Source organism: Tepidibacillus sp. HK-1 (assembly GCF_001748485.2).
Lineage (GTDB): Bacteria > Bacillota > Bacilli > Tepidibacillales > Tepidibacillaceae > Tepidibacillus_B > Tepidibacillus_B infernus.
In genome coordinates this window covers 1-16889 of sequence record NZ_BDGM02000017.1, presented here as the reverse complement: position 1 = coordinate 16889, position 16889 = coordinate 1, and the positions used below count along the sequence as shown (strand labels likewise).

At 38.4% G+C, this 16889-nt stretch carries 13 protein-coding genes, 13 tRNA genes, 2 rRNA genes and 1 riboswitch; all 28 genes read right to left on the bottom strand.

Annotated features, from left to right (window positions below; translation table 11 throughout):
* Positions 1-324: 324 nt before the first annotated feature.
* On the bottom strand, positions 325-2157 hold the full coding sequence (glmS, locus tag BEN26_RS09715) for a glutamine--fructose-6-phosphate transaminase (isomerizing) (RefSeq protein ID WP_069799821.1): 1833 nt from the start codon (positions 2155-2157) through the stop codon (positions 325-327).
* A 391-nt stretch (positions 2158-2548) separates the two neighbouring features.
* On the bottom strand, positions 2549-3889 hold the full coding sequence (glmM, locus tag BEN26_RS09710; protein WP_069799819.1) for a phosphoglucosamine mutase: 1341 nt from the start codon (positions 3887-3889) through the stop codon (positions 2549-2551).
* Entirely contained in the window at positions 3859-5535 is a 1677-nt protein-coding gene (locus BEN26_RS09705; RefSeq protein WP_069799817.1) for an NAD(P)/FAD-dependent oxidoreductase, read from the bottom strand. Before BEN26_RS09705 ends, glmM begins: the two co-directional genes overlap by 31 nt.
* A gap of 4 nt (positions 5536-5539) precedes the next feature.
* On the bottom strand, positions 5540-6769 hold the full coding sequence (locus BEN26_RS09700) for a CdaR family protein (RefSeq protein WP_069799815.1): 1230 nt from the start codon (positions 6767-6769) through the stop codon (positions 5540-5542).
* On the bottom strand, positions 6744-7568 hold the full coding sequence (gene cdaA, locus BEN26_RS09695; protein ID WP_069799813.1) for a diadenylate cyclase CdaA: 825 nt from the start codon (positions 7566-7568) through the stop codon (positions 6744-6746). The genes BEN26_RS09700 and cdaA overlap by 26 nt, the downstream gene beginning before the upstream one ends.
* A 254-nt stretch (positions 7569-7822) precedes the next feature.
* The gene (locus BEN26_RS09690; protein ID WP_069799811.1) at positions 7823-8416 is read right to left on the bottom strand and encodes a zf-HC2 domain-containing protein; all 594 of its coding nucleotides are present in this window, start codon (positions 8414-8416) and stop codon (positions 7823-7825) included.
* Positions 8403-8993 (bottom strand): RNA polymerase sigma factor SigW, encoded by a 591-nt coding sequence (sigW, locus tag BEN26_RS09685; RefSeq protein WP_069799809.1) that lies wholly within the window; start codon positions 8991-8993, stop codon positions 8403-8405. The genes BEN26_RS09690 and sigW overlap by 14 nt, the downstream gene beginning before the upstream one ends.
* Before the next feature lie 246 nt (positions 8994-9239).
* A complete protein-coding gene (locus BEN26_RS09680) occupies positions 9240-9998 on the bottom strand; it encodes an ABC transporter ATP-binding protein (RefSeq protein ID WP_399168322.1) in 759 nt (252 codons plus the stop codon).
* A gap of 20 nt (positions 9999-10018) precedes the next feature.
* A complete protein-coding gene (locus BEN26_RS09675) occupies positions 10019-10999 on the bottom strand; it encodes an ABC transporter substrate-binding protein (RefSeq protein WP_069799929.1) in 981 nt (326 codons plus the stop codon).
* 71 nt (positions 11000-11070) lie between these two features.
* Positions 11071-11841 carry an ABC transporter permease gene (locus BEN26_RS09670; RefSeq protein WP_069799807.1) on the bottom strand — a complete coding sequence of 257 codons (771 nt, stop codon included), beginning with the start codon at positions 11839-11841 and terminating at the stop codon, positions 11071-11073.
* Between the two features lie 4 nt (positions 11842-11845).
* Positions 11846-12136: a thiamine-binding protein gene (locus BEN26_RS09665; RefSeq protein ID WP_068727729.1), complete on the bottom strand. Its 291-nt coding sequence runs from the start codon at positions 12134-12136 to the stop codon at positions 11846-11848.
* A gap of 99 nt (positions 12137-12235) precedes the next feature.
* Positions 12236-12348: riboswitch (TPP riboswitch) on the bottom strand.
* A gap of 49 nt (positions 12349-12397) precedes the next feature.
* Positions 12398-13297 (bottom strand): arginase, encoded by a 900-nt coding sequence (rocF, locus tag BEN26_RS09660; protein WP_068727727.1) that lies wholly within the window; start codon positions 13295-13297, stop codon positions 12398-12400.
* A gap of 132 nt (positions 13298-13429) precedes the next feature.
* Positions 13430-14692: a hemolysin family protein gene (locus tag BEN26_RS09655; protein WP_069799805.1), complete on the bottom strand. Its 1263-nt coding sequence runs from the start codon at positions 14690-14692 to the stop codon at positions 13430-13432.
* A gap of 353 nt (positions 14693-15045) precedes the next feature.
* Positions 15046-15119: transfer RNA gene (locus BEN26_RS09650), tRNA-Gly, on the bottom strand.
* Positions 15120-15136: 17 nt separating this feature from the next.
* Positions 15137-15213: transfer RNA gene (locus tag BEN26_RS09645), tRNA-Pro, on the bottom strand.
* Positions 15214-15217: 4 nt separating this feature from the next.
* Positions 15218-15294 (bottom strand) — tRNA-Arg (locus tag BEN26_RS09640).
* A 66-nt stretch (positions 15295-15360) separates the two neighbouring features.
* A tRNA-Gly gene (locus tag BEN26_RS09635) sits at positions 15361-15435 on the bottom strand.
* An 87-nt stretch (positions 15436-15522) separates the two neighbouring features.
* Positions 15523-15606: transfer RNA gene (locus tag BEN26_RS09630), tRNA-Leu, on the bottom strand.
* Between the two features lie 9 nt (positions 15607-15615).
* Positions 15616-15691, bottom strand: a tRNA-Lys gene (locus BEN26_RS09625).
* 16 nt (positions 15692-15707) lie between these two features.
* Positions 15708-15782: transfer RNA gene (locus BEN26_RS09620), tRNA-Gln, on the bottom strand.
* A gap of 11 nt (positions 15783-15793) precedes the next feature.
* A tRNA-Tyr gene (locus tag BEN26_RS09615) sits at positions 15794-15877 on the bottom strand.
* A gap of 75 nt (positions 15878-15952) precedes the next feature.
* Positions 15953-16028, bottom strand: a tRNA-Thr gene (locus BEN26_RS09610).
* Between the two features lie 81 nt (positions 16029-16109).
* A tRNA-Val gene (locus BEN26_RS09605) sits at positions 16110-16185 on the bottom strand.
* A 106-nt stretch (positions 16186-16291) separates the two neighbouring features.
* Positions 16292-16366 (bottom strand) — tRNA-Glu (locus BEN26_RS09600).
* A 14-nt stretch (positions 16367-16380) separates the two neighbouring features.
* Positions 16381-16456 (bottom strand) — tRNA-Thr (locus BEN26_RS09595).
* Between the two features lies 1 nt (position 16457).
* Positions 16458-16533 (bottom strand) — tRNA-Asn (locus tag BEN26_RS09590).
* A gap of 7 nt (positions 16534-16540) precedes the next feature.
* A 5S ribosomal RNA gene (rrf, locus tag BEN26_RS09585) occupies positions 16541-16657 on the bottom strand.
* Between the two features lie 136 nt (positions 16658-16793).
* Positions 16794-16889 (bottom strand): 23S ribosomal RNA (locus tag BEN26_RS09580); the annotation flags it as partial.

Sequence of the window (16889 nt, the reverse complement as noted above, 5' to 3'; positions counted from 1 at the left end):
TTTTTAGGCTTTAACACGACTTTTTAGGCTTTGAGATGACTTTGATTGGTTTTTACAGCTTTTCAGCCTTTTTACACCATTTCCCAAAAAATTCCACAGAAATTATAGTCGTGTGGCAGGCAGGAGAAAATATAGGGAAAGAATGGGACTTGGGAAAAGATCTCAGAGTAAAAAAATCGGAGAAAAAAGCCGAGGAAAAACAGGAGTGGATCCCTGAATTTCGCTCGGCTCGTAACATGACTTTTTAGGCTTTGGTGCGACTATTTAGGCTTTGAGATGACTTTGATTGCTTTTTACACAATAACAGTTTAATCTTCTACTCCCTTACTCCACAGTCACGCTCTTAGCAAGGTTGCGTGGTTTATCCACGTCGTTACCTCTAGCTAGGGCTGCGTAGTAAGCTAATAGTTGCAATGGAATGACGGATAATGCGGGTGTTAATAATGGTAATGTTTTTGGAATAGCGATTACTTCGTCTACGGATTTGGCAAGTTCTTGATCTCCTTCTAACCCAATTCCTAAGACGTAAGCATCACGTGCTTTTACTTCTTTAATATTACTTACCATTTTGTCATAGATATCTTCTTGGGTAGCTAGTGCGATGACTGGAACGCCATCGGTAATCAAAGCAAGGGTTCCATGCTTTAATTCTCCAGCAGGATATGCTTCAGAGTGAACATAGGAAATCTCTTTTAGCTTTAATGATCCTTCTAGAGATACGGCATAGTCAAGGCTTCTACCAATGAAGAACAGATCTTCATAATGAGCATAGCGCTCAGCAAATTGTTTCATTGTTGGTGCGAACTCTAAAAGTTTATCCGCTTGAGCAGGGAGTTCCTTGATCGCTTGAAGGTAGTTCGCAATCACTGTGTCCTCTTGTGTACCACGAATTTGGGCAAGATACAATCCCAAGAGATAAATTGCAATCAATTGTGAAGTATAAGCCTTAGTTGAGGCCACAGCAATCTCAGGACCAGCATGGGTAAGTAGTACTTCATCAGCATCACGAGCGACAGAGCTACCATTTACGTTGGTAATCGCTAGTACCTTTGCATCTCGTTTTTGTGCTTCTCTTAAAGCTGCTAATGTATCTGCAGTTTCTCCAGATTGGCTGATGACCATAACTAATGTCTTATCGGTAATAATTGGATTGCGATAACGATATTCAGAGGCCACATCCACTTCTACAGGAACTCGTACCAAGTTTTCAATCACATATTTACCAACTAATCCAGCATGGTATGCTGTACCACAAGCCACAATATGGATTTTATCCAAAGAACGGATTTCTTCAGGAGTTAAACTGATTTCTTTGCTTAAATCCACTTTATTGTTCTCATGATCAATGCGATTTTGCAAGGTTTCACGATAGGCACGTGGCTGTTCATAGATTTCTTTTAACATGTAATGGTCAAAACCATCTTTTTCAGCTGTTTCAATATCCCATTCAACACGGAATGGTGTGCGTTCGATCACTTCACCTTTTGTTGTCATCAATTCAACTTTATCCTTTGTGATCACAGCCATCTCGCCATCATTTAAAATATAAATATCACGTGTATGCTCAATTAAAGCTGGAATATCTGAAGCAATAAAGTTTTCATTTTCCCCTAGCCCTACAATCAATGGACTAGAAAGGCGAACAGCAACCATTTTGTCTGGCTCATATTTATTGATAATGCCTAATGCATAGGCTCCTTCCATTTTAGCAACTGCTTTTTGTACCGTTGTAACTAAATCCCCATCATATAAATCTGCGAGTAAATGGGCAATCACTTCTGTATCAGTTTCCGAAATGAAGGTAACTCCCTTGTTGATCAATTCTTCTTTGATTTCTTGGAAGTTTTCAATGATTCCATTGTGAACAATCGCAAATTGATGCTTCTCATCCATATGTGGATGGGAATTAAGATCTGATGGACGGCCATGTGTAGCCCATCTTGTATGGCCAATACCTAAGTGGCCATGAAGTGGACTTTTTTCTATTTGTTCTTCTAAATTGCTTAGACGTCCAACCGTTTTCTTTAGATCAATCACGCCATTTTCATAGACCGCAATTCCAGCGGAATCATAACCACGATACTCTAATTTTTTTAAACCATTTATTAAAATAGGTTGTGCATCTCTATTTCCAATATATCCTACAATACCACACATTGTTGAGTCCTCCTTCGTTGTTCGGAGGCAAAACACACTGATATCAGGGGATTTGCCCCCGACATTCCATTGTAATTCCTTCGTATTACTACATATACATGATTGTAAAACACACTTCTATAGAAGTCTTTCCTTACAAGATAAACATGACTATAAGGCTTTGTCAGAAGGGTCACCCCTTCTTTTTCAACACTTATATTAACGGTATTCATGTCTACCGGAAGGTACCCGCCGAAAGCTCGATAAACCTTCTCCTCGTCAACTACTTACTCAGTAGTAGTTCAGGCGCTTTTATTTCCTTGTAAACCTCTACCCTCCTTTACAAAGTAAGATTGATATATCTTATTTTTGTAGGGAGCATTTTGCTCCCCACAAAACATATTTTATCATATCATGATAATTCTTTTTTGACTACATCTATTATTTCCTTTACATATGCTTTAAGTAATTCTTCATCCGGTCCTTCTGCCATCACACGAATCAGAGGTTCGGTACCAGAAGGACGGACAAGGACACGACCATCATTTCCTAGCTTTGCTTCTATATGCTTAATCACTTCTACAATGGCTGGGTTATTTTCATAGTTACTTTTGTCTTCCACACGAACGTTTTCTAGGATTTGTGGGTATTTCTTCATTTGACCAGCTAATCGAGATAATGGTAAGTCTCTTTCTTTCATCACATTGACTAATTGTAAGGCAGTTAAAACACCATCACCTGTTGTATTATAGTCTAAAAAGATAATATGACCGGATTGTTCACCACCAAGATTATAGCCGCCTTTTCTCATTTCTTCCATTACATAGCGATCGCCAACTTTGGTTTGAATGCTTTTTAATCCATGCTTTTCAATCGCTTTATAAAAGCCAATGTTACTCATCACTGTACTAACGACGGTTTTTTCTTTTAATTTCCCATTTTCTGAGAAAGCAAGGCCACAAATCATCATGATAAAATCGCCATCAATGATATTCCCTTTTTCATCAACAGCAATTAAGCGGTCTGCATCTCCATCGAAAGCAAGGCCTAGATCAGCCTGATGTTCAAGTACTGCTTTTGCTACGGATTCAGGATGAGTGGAGCCACAATGTCTATTGATATTAACCCCATTTGGTTCAGAATATAAAGAAATGACGTCTGCTCCAAGTTCTCGAAAAAGGGTTGGGGCAATTTCATAAGCAGCACCATTTGCTGTATCTAGTACGATTTTAAGACCATCAAACCTGTGGTTGATCGTTGTTTTAAGATATTCCATATATTGCTTCTTCGCTTCAATATTCGTTACAACTTTGCCGATATCGCCACCGATGGGTCTTGGTAATTGGTCTATTTTTTGATCAAGCAATGCTTCAATTTCCAACTCTGTTTCATCTAACAACTTAAAACCATCAGCTCCAAAAAACTTAATTCCATTATCTTCGACAGGGTTATGGGAGGCAGAGATCATCACGCCTGCATCCGCCTTTAGCTTTCTTGTTAAATAAGCAACCCCTGGGGTAGTAATCACACCAAGACGGATCACATTGGCTCCAATGGAGAGCATTCCAGAAACCAAAGCACTTTCTAACATTTCTCCAGATATTCTTGTATCCCTTCCCACAACAATTGTAGGTTGTTTAGTCTCTTTTGTTAGGACATATGCTCCTGTACGCCCTAATTTAAAAGCAAACTCAGGCGTTAACTCCTGATTAGCCACACCCCTTACTCCGTCTGTTCCGAAATATTTTCCCATTTAAAGAGTTCCTCCTCTACTTCTTCTCTTGGACGTTGATAAGTTTGTATCAAATGTTCAGCAACGCGAATCCCGTCAACTGCTGCACTGACAATTCCCCCAGCATAACCTGCACCTTCTCCAGCTGGATAAAGTCCTTCAATATTTTCTGATTGAAAATCTTCTTTCCTAGGTATCCTTACAGGTGCAGATGTTCTTGTTTCAATCCCTGTTAACAAGGCATTTCTCGTATCATATCCTTTGAGCTTTTTGCCAAATTCAACGATTGCCTTTTCTAAAGACTCACTAACAAAATCAGGTAATGTTAAATGCAAATCTGTAGGAGTGATCCCTGGTCGATATGTAGGACGAAAGGGGATATTCTCAAGGTCATTTGAAGCAACCCCATCAAGAAAATCGCCAACCTTTTGCGCAGGGGCTTTATATCCCCCACCTCCCAGTTGATAAGCTTTCTTTTCATATTTTCTTAAATATCTGACTCCTGCTAGTGGGTCTTCTCCTTTAAAATCTTGGGTTGATATGGTTGCAACGAGAGCACTATTGGCAACGCGTGAAGCACGACTAAAATAGCTCATCCCGTTTGTTACCACCATTCCTTTTTCTGATGCAGCTGCAACAACCACTCCACCAGGACACATGCAGAATGAATAGCTTGCTCTGTCATCGTTTCCTTCACCTGCTTTTTTGACCAAGGTATAGTCAGCTGCTCCCAATTGAGGGGCTTTTGCAAACTTACCATATTGTGCTTCATTGATTAGTTGTTGGGGATGTTCAATTCTCGCACCTATTGCTAAGGGTTTACCTTGAATTTTTACTCCCTGTTCATATAACATTTCATAAGTATCTCTTGAACTATGTCCAATGGCAATCACTACAACTTGTGCAGGGATTTGTACTTGATGATTCACTTCTACGGCAGTAATTTTCCCTTGCTCTATGACTAATTTGGTAACAAGGGAGTCAAATTTAATCACAGCTCCCATTTCAATTAGTTTCCTTCGTAAATTATAAACGATTTTTTTTAAGTTATCAGTTCCAATATGTGGTTTATGCTCATATAGGATTTCCTTTGGAGCTCCTGCTTCCACAAAGATATGAAAAACCTGATCAATTCGGGAGTCACTAATCCGTGTAGTCAATTTACCATCGGAAAAAGTACCAGCTCCACCTTCACCAAATTGCACATTAGAATTAGTATTTAATTCACCTGTCCGCCAAAAATGGAGGATATCTTTATTTCTTCGTTCTACATCCCGTCCACGTTCCAAAATAATCGGTTTGTAACCATGCTTTGCTAGTTCTAAAGCGGCAAAAAGTCCTGAAGGCCCAGCCCCGATAATAATGGGGGGATATTGTAAACCCTGATTTCCAGGTAATAGCTTTAGTACTGGCTTTTTGGGTTTTGCCATTTGCACATCTGGATGATTGATTCTTTCAACGATTTTTTTCTCGTCAACTGTAAGTTTTAATTCAATCTGGTAAACAAAAATCACTTTATCTTTTTTTCTAGCATCTAAAGACCGTTTTAGAATTTCAAAATCTTTTACTTTTTTGAAAGGTAGACGTAACTTTTTCTCAATTGCTACAATTAGGTCTGCCTCACTATGATCGATATTTAACTTGATGTTGTTTATTCGAATTGCCATAAATTTACTCCTTCTCAATGGTAACGATCACTGTTTGTTCTGCATTGATTCGTTCTGTTAATAATGGAACGTTAAATTGAACAGGTACCTCGTGTTCACCAGGAGGTAGATTTGTAAGATCAACAAATGCTTCAAGATCATCCTTCTGAACTGCCTTTAATACATCAGGTGCACCTTCTAGTGTTATGCTTATACCCGATTCAGGGGAATTGATCGTGGCAGTTAGGCCTTCCCCTATTCCATTGATCTTGATTGGAACTTGGTTAAAGGTTTTGGTTTCAGCCTTAACCACTTGTACTTCAAATTCGATCATGCTAGGTTCAACTTTTGCTAGACCTTCTACTAAAGGAACTTTTACTTGAATCGTCGTTTTGCCTACGATATTAGCCAAATTTAGTGCAGGGCCAGGATAAACCATAAAGGTATTCACAATATTTTTCGGACCGTATAAAGTAACCTCTTCTGTCTTTTGTACGATAGATTTAATCGCATATCCTGCTCCAGGATATTGGTCAATCTTATAGGTTAATGGAACAATATGAAATGGACTTGTCACTGGAATCTGTACTTCAGCCGTATGCGGACTAATTTCAACTTCGATAGGATTACCGTTTTTATCTAGAGCTCGAAGAGGAACTTCTTGAGTGATCATGTTTGTTGCTTGGTCAATACTTATCGATGCTTTTACAAAAGCCACTTGGTCGATTTGTTCCTTTGTCCCAGAAATGTGAACTTTTCTTGGCTTTATAATCGCTTCTCCCGCTTGGTAGCCTTCTTTTTCTTTGCCAAGCTTATCAACAATAATCTCCATTTCTTTTCTCTTCTTGTCTTCTATTGTTACTTTTATCGTACTAGGATTGATTTCGACATCGATTTGTTCGGAAAAACCTGTATATTTAACAGGAACTTCATAGGTTCCAGCTTTATATTCTGTTAAATCAATATAGAATTGCCCCTTGTCAATGTTTTGCCCGGAACGAATTTGATTGATAAGATTAGTATTTCCCCTTAAAGTTACATCAACTTGTTCAGAAAATAACCTGACAGCAAATAGATTCTCATTATATTTAGGAGTTACTTTTGCCTCATAAAAGTAAGCATTTTGAATCTGATCGATAGGAATACTTACATTAGGTGCTGTAGGGGCATCCAAGCTTACAACTTTCCATAACATCACTGCTAGAATAATCGATAAAATTTTTACGACGTTATTGTTTTTTAGCCAGTTGTCCATCTTTATTCCCCCTTTTTGACCAAAATGATCCTGAATTTTTGACTGGAGGATGTAGTGCAGTAAATAGCTGATTCATTAATTTTTCTTCTGTTAATCCTCTTTCTATTTGACCGTTTATAGAAATTGAAATCTGCCCTGTTTCCTCAGATACAACCACAGATACAGCATCAGAAATTTCAGCCATACCAATCGCTGCCCGATGACGAGTTCCCAATTCTTTACTAATAAATGGATTTTCTGATAAAGGTAAATAGCAACCCGCAGCCATGATTTGCTCTTTACGGATAATAACGGCACCATCATGCAAAGGGGTATTGGGAATAAAAATATTGATCAATAACTCTGAACTAATTGATGCATTTAGGGAAATACCTGTCTCAATATAATCTGTCAAACCAGTATCTCTTTCAAGAACGATAAGGGCACCAATTCTTCTTTTTGATAAGTAATTAGCTGCCTTTACAATCTCAGCGATTGTATGGGAAATGGCCTGTTCCTCAGGATGAGCTGTTCGCGAGAAAAAACTTCCTCTACCTAATTGTTCTAAAGCTCGGCGTAATTCTGGTTGAAAAATGATAATAATTGCTAAAATTCCATATGTGAAAGCTTGATTCATCAACCATTGAAAGGTTCTTAATTCAAAATAAGAGCTTAATAACCAAGCGAATACAATAATCATAATTCCTTTTAGTAATTGGATCGCTCTAGTTCCCCTTACTAATAAAAGTAGTCGATATATGACAAAACCAACCAATAATATATCAACGAGATCATCAATCATATTAACGAATATATCCATGGTTTTTCCTCCATTATGACTCAATACTATTAGTATAACCTCTCTTCGGCAATTCACAAGTTCATTCCTGCTTTATTTATACAAAGAAGTTTTACTTTCTTTCCATTAAGAAAAGGTTTGTATATTCCATCGCGCTCCGTCATCCGTGCCCTTCTATAAATAACTTCTGAAGGCACACAAAGTGTACAAGTCGTGCTACACAGCTAAAGCTGCTAGTCACGCTATGTCGCAGTTTATGGAATATACAAACCCTGTTACTTCATCCATTTTTTAAGCTGATACCAAATCAACTCGAAAAACTGATCAATTTGTTGTGTATGACCATCTACTTGGCTCGCACTTGCCATAAGTAAATTCCCGTTTACGACCGTTACATTCCCTTTTACTTCCCCTTTAATTTCTAACGTTCCATTTTCTACAACCAAGTCGCCCTGAACTTCTTTACCCTCTGGAACAATCACTCGATTTCCTTCTACAATCAAATCAGTTTGATCAACAGAAACAATTTTCAATAACTCATCACTTTGGTTCATATATGGGATCATACTCGTGGCAAATAATAGAAGGAAAACGGTCGCTGCAACAAGTAAAGGATATTTTCTAAGCGATTTACTTATCTTGTTTGTTTTCTTTTCTGGGATATGTGCTAACACTTCTCTTGTAAAAGAGGGTGAGGTCTTTAATTTAGCTATCCTTCTTAGTGCTTGGTCTGTTGCTTTTAGTTCAGCAAAATGTTGTTCACAAGTTGAGCATGATTGAATGTGTTCGAATAATTCTTGATGCGAATACTCATCGATATCATCATCAATAAAAGCGTGCATCAAAGGGATGGCATCACGACATCTCATTTTGGCCACTCCTTCCTTTTTCTATCAATTGTTTACGTAACGCTTCTCTACCCCGGTGCAACCTCGTTTTCACCGTAGACTCTGATAAATGGACAATTTGACTAATTTCTTGTATGGATAAATCTTCTAAATAACGCAAAACCATAATTGATCGGTATTTTGGCGGCAAGCTCATAATCGCCTGTTGAATGGTATCTTCCATCTCCTTTGCGACAACCTCTTCTTCCGGCCCATTTTTTGGGTCCGCTAATTTAGAATGCCAGTCAGTACCTTCTTCCTGATCCCAGTTGGCATCTAAAGAAAAATCTGCCTTCTTCTTTCGCATCCGATCGATTGCTAGGTTGGTGGCAATACGGAAAATCCATGTTGAAAATTTGTGTTGATCATCATAACGACCAAGATTGGTATAGACTCTAATGAAAGTATCCTGACTAACATCCTCTGCTTCTTGAATATTGCCTAACATTCGATAAGCTAAATTAAAAATCTTATCCTTATATTGAGTGATAAGCTCTGCAAAGGCCTGTGTGTCTCCTTCCTTTGCTTTAGTGACTAATCTTTTATCTACAAAGTTCATAACATACCTCCACATGGGGGCTTAATTTCATACGATTCAAAATAAATTAGGTTTCATTTAAAAAGGCACCAAAAGAGGTGCCAAACTCCAAACAATTAGAAAGTTGTATTACTCGTTTGCTCAAATTCATTGACATTTTCGTTTGATTCTTTTACATTCGTAATCTTACATTATCACAATTGTATCACATAAAAAATATAAGAACATTAGCAAATTATGAAAATTTTGTAAAAAAAGAAAGTCAGGCTATTCCTGACTTATATCACTTAATTGTTTTAATAATTCCTTTTTTAATTGAATAAAGGTTTCGTCTGTCATCATGACTGGTTTTCTTGGCCGTGGTAGTGGTATTTCTACCACATGCTTCACTGTTGCAGGTCTTGGAGAGAAAACATAGATTCGATCAGAAAGGAAAATCGCCTCATCAATACTATGGGTAACAAAAAGAATCGTGTGATTTAACTTTTCCCAGATCGACAACAGCCAATTCTGCATTTGTAATCGTGTAATTTCATCTAATGCACCAAAGGGTTCATCTAATAATAATACATCTTTTTCTAAAAGGATGGTTCGTAGGAGGGCTGCCCTTTGTTTCATCCCCCCAGATAAAGAGGAAGGAAATTCATTTTCAAAGGACTCCAAACCAAAAAGTTTAAGGTATGGAATCGCTTTTTGACGTGCCTCTCTTTTTGGGATTCCTTTTACTTCAAGTCCCAAAATGACATTATCTAATACGGTACGCCAAGGTAATAAGTGATCTTTTTGTGGCATGTAGCCTACATTTCCTCTTACTACTGGATCTCCATCTAATAAGATTTTGCCGCTAGTCGGCACTTCTAGCCCACTAATCAGCTTAAAAAGGGTACTTTTTCCACTACCACTTGGTCCAATAATGGAAATAAATTCACCCTTTCTAATCGCCATTGAAACATCGCGAAGCGTTTCAAATGCTCCATCTTTCATTGGATATTCTTTATAGACCTGTTCTATAAGCAACTTAAGAATTTCACTCAACAGCAATACTCCTATCTTTTTGGCAAAAATTCATTTGTATATACTTTATTAACCTCAATCATCTCAGGAATTAATTGATGGTCAACCATCCATTTAGAATAATTATTCCAAACGGATTCTTTTTGAATCCCCCATTTTTCAGCATCTTCCTGATATTTTTTACTTAACCATTCTTGACTTTTCGTTACAAGATCGGCATTAAGTCCAGACACTTGGTTTAGTAAGATATTTGCTGCTTCATCTGGGTTTTGAATCGCAAATTCATACCCCTTAGTAGTTGCTTCCATAAACTTCTTAATCGTATCTGGATGGTCTTTGATATATTTTTCGTTTGTAATGATTACAGGGGTATAAAAGTCTAGCTCTGGTGCAAGTTTCCGCAATTCAATATAGTTGATTGGAAAATTTCTTAATTCTGCTTCTACACCTGTCCAACCATAATAAATCCATTCAAAGTCTACATCACGTTTTGTGACCGTGAAAAAGTCAGCGGCCCCCACATTGACAAACTCGACTTTATTTACATCTGCGTTTTCTTTCGCCATGATCGATTCAATAATCGCTTTTTCAGATGGGGAGCCCCAACCACCATATTTCTTCCCTTCAAAATCTTTAGGCGTAGTAATGTTTTTTTCCTTTGGTGAAGCAAATCCAGAAGTATTATGCTGAATAATAGCTGCAATGGATACGACAGGAAGTTGTTTTTCCTTCGGTTCTGAGCGAGCATACGTAACTTCCTCTTGATAACTTATACCAAACTGAGCTTGCCCAGCTCCGATCAATTGAGCAGTACCTCCTTCAGGGGGTTGAACGATTTCAACATCTAGCCCCTGTTCCTTGTACCAACCCTTTTCTTTTGCAACATATAATCCTGTATGGTTCGTGTTTGGAACCCAGTCTAACATCACTTTGATCGGTTCCAGTTTTTGCGGTTCTTCTTTTGGTTGAGATTGTTCTTGATTCCCATTAGTACACCCTATAACTAAACTCATAATGATAAATATAAAGATTAAAATGATAGACAATTTTCCTTTTTTCACTACTTTTCACCTCATTTATAGAATTAAAAGGATTCTTCTTGCTTATATTGACGATTCCAAGGAATCAATAGATATTCCAAGGCCAATATCGTACCATATAACAAAATACTAGTAAGTACAATGACAATAATTGCTGCAAAAACTTGATCCGTTAAAAATGAATGGGAGGTAGTTCTCATATAAAGACCAAGCCCTTTACTAGCCCCTAACCATTCACCGATTACCGCTCCCATTACACTGTAAGTAGCAGCAATTTTTAATCCTGAAAAAATAGAAGGCAATGCAGATGGGAACTTCACCTTGGTAAAAATTTGCCATTTGGACGCTTTCATGGTTTGTAAAAGGGAAATTAAGTCTCGATCCGCACTATTCAAGCCATCTACGGTACTGATTACAATAGGGAAAAAACCTACTAAAATAACAACTACAATTTTAGGCAATAGTCCAAAACCAAACCAGATAAATAGTAAAGGAGCAATAGAGATAATCGGAATCGTCTGTGAAGTCACTAATATTGGATAAAAGCCCCTACTGAAAAAAGGAAACCGATCAATGATCATTGCTAATATGAAAGCGATGACGATAGCAAATAGAAAACCGACTAATGCTTCATATAAAGTAACCCATGTATGATCGATAATCACTTCCCTTTCGCGAAAAAGGGTCATGATTATTTGCGATGGGGGAGGCAAAATCCATGGTTCAATCTTTGAAACTTTTACAGCCACTTCCCAGACACCAACTAAAAAGGACATCAATAAAATGGCTGGATAATGTTTTTTGATAAAACCCATCTGATCAACTCCGATATTTCCTTACTTTTTCTTCCATTGTCACACCTTGAGGATGATAATCGATCTTTATAATGGTCATCACCCTTTCAGCGCCTGCTTCGACACAGACTTGTTGAGCTTCTTTTACGATCTCAAGAAGTTGATCCAACTCTCCTTCCATTGTCGTCTCCATTGGTCCAACTTCATATTTCACTCCCGCCTTTTTCACCACATCGATGGCTAAATCAACAACACGATATGTATCTTGGTCTGGAACCTTTGGAATCACTTGAAAACTGACATTGATGGTTGGCATATTCTTCCCTCCCTTTTCTATTAAATTGCCACATTTTGACCTATCAAATACCTTATGCTAAAAATCAAAGAAGCTAGCCCAAAAGGCCAGCTTACATGCGTAAGAATAACAAATATCTCCCTCCGCTGGCATTACCCAGATCAGGTTGTGGGTCGGTATTATGATCGGAATACCCTCTCAGCCAGACTCATCTAGCTCCCCATTTTTCCCTATTTATCTAAACCTATGATAGCACTAATTCACTATAAGTCAACTTATAAACTATAATAATTTCTCGCCTAAAGCGGATGCCATCAATCCTACTGCGATATGAGCCGTTTTATTCCTTTCATCTAGGATGGGATTCACTTCAACAAATTCTGCAGAGATTAAGATATTAGCTTCAGCAATCATTTCCATCGCTAAATGGCCTTCTCTATAGGTAATACCTCCTGTGACAGGTGTCCCCACTCCAGGGGCATCATTAGGATCTAATCCATCTAAATCAAGACTTAGATGTACTCCATCTGTATTCTTAGTCACGTAATAAATGGCTTCCTCTACGACTTGGGCCATTCCAAGTCGATCGATTTCATGCATTGTATATACTCTAATCCCTCGTTCTTTAATGAAGTTCCGTTCACCTTTATCTAAATCTCTTGCACCAATCAAAACAATATTTTCTGACTTAATCTTGGGGGAGAAATTTAATATCTGTGTTAAATCTGGATGTCCTTCACCTAGACTAACAGCCAAAGGCATCCCATGAATATTCCCAGATGGGGATGTTTCTGGGGTGTTAATATCCCCATGAGCATCAAACCAAATCACACCTAGATTTTTCTTATGTTTTGAAACCCCCGCTATCGTTCCAATAGCAATACTGTGGTCACCACCAAGGACTAGAGGAAATCTACCTTTTTGCATGATTTTGGATACTTGTTCAGCTAAGATTTTATTTATTGCAGTTACTTCTTTTAAATATTTTAATTTTTGGTTTTCTATTTTGTATGTTTCAGGGGTGGGAACATTTAAATTACCTAAATCTAGAACATGGTAACCTGATTTTTCTAAACGGTCTTTGACATTAGCATATCTTATAGCACTGGGTCCCATATCTACCCCTCTTCGGCCAGCTCCTAAATCAAGAGGCACTCCAATAATGGTAATATCTTTATTCATGAGATACCGACCCCCTTTTATATTCCATCATTTAGATTAGTTATATATTTCTATTTTACATTCAATTCTGAAAAATGCTAAGAAAAAAAGTTTTTGTTTGGATAATAAAAAGAACCACTAGAATATCATCTTCTAATGGTTTTTAACATGTTCTTTCACATCAACTTTTACTTTTTTTATTCGTAAACGTTCCATCTCTTCAATAACGATCTCTACATGTTCATAAACAATTTTTTCCCCTACTTTTGGCATATGTTGTAACTGTTCTACCATCCAGCCACCAATAGAGTGTGCAATAGTGTCCGGTTTACGAATATTAACGATTTGACTAAAATCATCAATAGGAAAATCTGCTGAGAAGATATAGGTATGGTTATCTAATCTATCCATAATGCTTTCTTTTTCATCATGCTCATCCCAAATCTCACCCACAATTTCTTCTAGGATATCTTCCATTGTAATGAGTCCATCTGTTCCCCCATATTCATCGACAACAATTGCCATATGTGTTTTACTACGTTGAAGTTCAGAGAGTAGAGAAGAGATTTTCATCGTTCCTACAACAAAAGTGGGTTTTCTTAATAAACTTCGAATGTTCACCTTTTTTTCTTGCAATAAGGCAGAATAAAAGTCCCGTTCCGACAAAATTCCAATAACATGATCAATATTCCCATCATATACAGGGATTCTTGAATATCTTTCTGTCATAAATGTTTGTTTAATCACTTCTATCGGGCTGTTCACTTCTACAGCCACAATATCTATTCGGGGCTTTAAGATTTCTCTTACTAAAATATCATTAAAATCCAAAGCACTATGAACCAGTTCTTTTTCACTTTTGTCAATGGTTCCTTCTTCTTCTCCAATATCGATCATCGTTTTTATTTCGTCTTCTGTTACAGATGGAATGGTTTCTTTTTCTCCCATCATTCGTGAAATTCCTTTTTTTAATTGAAGGAATAACCAAGTGACAGGAGTGAATAAAAGAATAAGAAACTTTAATAACCCTGAAACAGCTAAAGCAAAAGATTCCGCATATTCTTTTGCAAACGATTTGGGTAAAATTTCTCCAAATATTAAAATTAAAACGGTTATTACAATAGTACTTATCACTAAAGCTGTATTCCCTTTAAATAAATCTGTTGTTATTTTTGTTGTAATCGTTGCTGCAGCGATATTTACGATATTATTTCCTACTAAAATCGTTGATAAGGTTTTATCAAAATGATCTGAGATATATAAAGCGTTTTTAGCACCTTTACGGTTTTCTTCTGCATAATTTTTTACTCTTATTTTATTTAAGCTTGAATATGCCGTTTCAGAGCCAGAGAAAAAAGCTGATAACAACAATAAAAGCGTTAATAAGGCTATAGACCCCAATGGAATTGTTTCCAATTACATTCACGCTCCATGAGTTCATTTATATTCAATAGCATTCCAACTTTACACAATCATTATGTGAAATGAAAAAAAGCGCCATCCTTATAAGAAAAGGTTTGTATATTCCATCGCGCTCCGTCATCCATGCCTTTCTATGAATAAAGATTACAGAGAGAAGGGCACTTCTGAAAGTCGCAGTTTATGGAATATACAAACCTTTAAATGACAAGTGGAAGAAAGTTATACTTCTTATCTTTTTTAAAAAAAGGAGCTAACGCTTTGAATATAACTATGTATGGAGTACCCTACGGGCACAATGATTTTCTTCGTGCAAAGAAGTTAACTCGACGTTGTACTCAGAATTAATATGGAGCGGATGATGGGAATCGAACCCACGCTACCAGCTTGGAAGGCTGGAGTTCTACCATTGAACTACATCCGCATATTTTATAATTTATATGGTCGGGGTGACAGGATTTGAACCTGCGACCCCCTGGTCCCAAACCAGGTGCTCTACCAAGCTGAGCCACACCCCGTAAATGGCGTGCCCTGAGAGATTCGAACTCCCGACCTTCTGATTCGTAGTCAGACACTCTATCCAGCTGAGCTAAGGGCACATAAAAAATTTTGAATTACTCTTTGTTTATTCTGCAGTATATTCGACGTAGCAGTGCTTAAATATATGGAGCGGACGACGAGATTCGAACTCGCGACCCTCGCCTTGGCAAGGCGATGCTCTACCACTGAGCCACGTCCGCATAATAACTTTATTAAATGGTGCACTCTTCGAGTGCAACGTTTTTTCTCGAGAAAAATGTATATCACTGTATTGCTCGAAATTATAATGGTGCGGGTGAAGGGAGTCGAACCCCCACGCCATAGGCGCTAGATCCTAAGTCTAGTGCGTCTGCCAATTCCGCCACACCCGCATATTTGAATGGTGAGCCATACAGGATTCGAACCTGTGACACCCTGATTAAAAGTCAGGTGCTCTACCTGCTGAGCTAATGGCTCATAGAAAGAAATAAAATGGCTGGGCTGGCAGGGTTCGAACCTGCGAATGACGGAGTCAAAGTCCGTTGCCTTACCGCTTGGCTACAGCCCAATATTTTATAATGGTGGAGGGGGTAGGATTCGAACCTACGAAGCTTCCGCAACGGATTTACAGTCCGCCCCATTTGGCCACTTTGGTACCCCTCCAAGCTAAATGGGGAAATTCAAATGGTGCACCCTTCGAGTAACAAAGTTAATTCGAGATTGTTCTCAAATATTATATGGTGCCGGCGAGAGGACTTGAACCCCCAACCTACTGATTACAAGTCAGTTGCTCTACCAATTGAGCTACACCGGCAAAATTCTATGGTGCACTCTTTGAGTACAACGATTTTCATCGAATACAGATGATAATTCAAAATGGTACTCTGACTTTAAATGGTGGACGATGACGGGATCGAACCGCCGACCCCCTGCTTGTAAGGCAGGTGCTCTCCCAGCTGAGCTAATCGTCCAAATACAGATTTCAGATGCCGGAAGTCGGATGTCAGATTTAATGTTTTTCTTCGAAGTCCTTTCTTTCTCTCTGACCTCTGATCTCTTACCTCTGTCTTCTTTTTGTGGTGACCCGTAGGGGATTCGAACCCCTGTTACCGCCGTGAAAGGGCGGTGTCTTAACCACTTGACCAACGGGCCACTTTTAATCAAAATGGAGCTCCCAACCAGGATCGAACTGGTGACCTCTTCCTTACCATGGAAGCACTCTACCTACTGAGCTATGGGAGCATGGCTCCTCGTGCAGGACTCGAACCTGCGACAACTCGGTTAACAGCCGAGTGCTCTACCAACTGAGCTAACGAGGAACATTATGCCTGGCAACGTCCTACTCTCCCAGGACCCTTCGGTCCAAGTACCATCGGCGCTGGAGGGCTTAACGGTCGTGTTCGGGATGGGAACGAGTGTATCCCCTCCGCCGTCATCACCAGGCTTGCAGGATGCAAGTCGTTCGACGTTGTCACATGGACGTGACGGATTTTAGTCGAACTTCTTTAAACATGCCTACTTTATATTAAGATTTTGAAGGAATCTTTGTACCTTCAAAACTAGCAGCAAGAAAAGCAATTAGGTTAAGCCCTCGACCGATTAGTATCCGTCAGCTCCATACCTTACGGTACTTCCACACCGGACCTATCAACCTTATCATCTTTAAGGGGTCTTA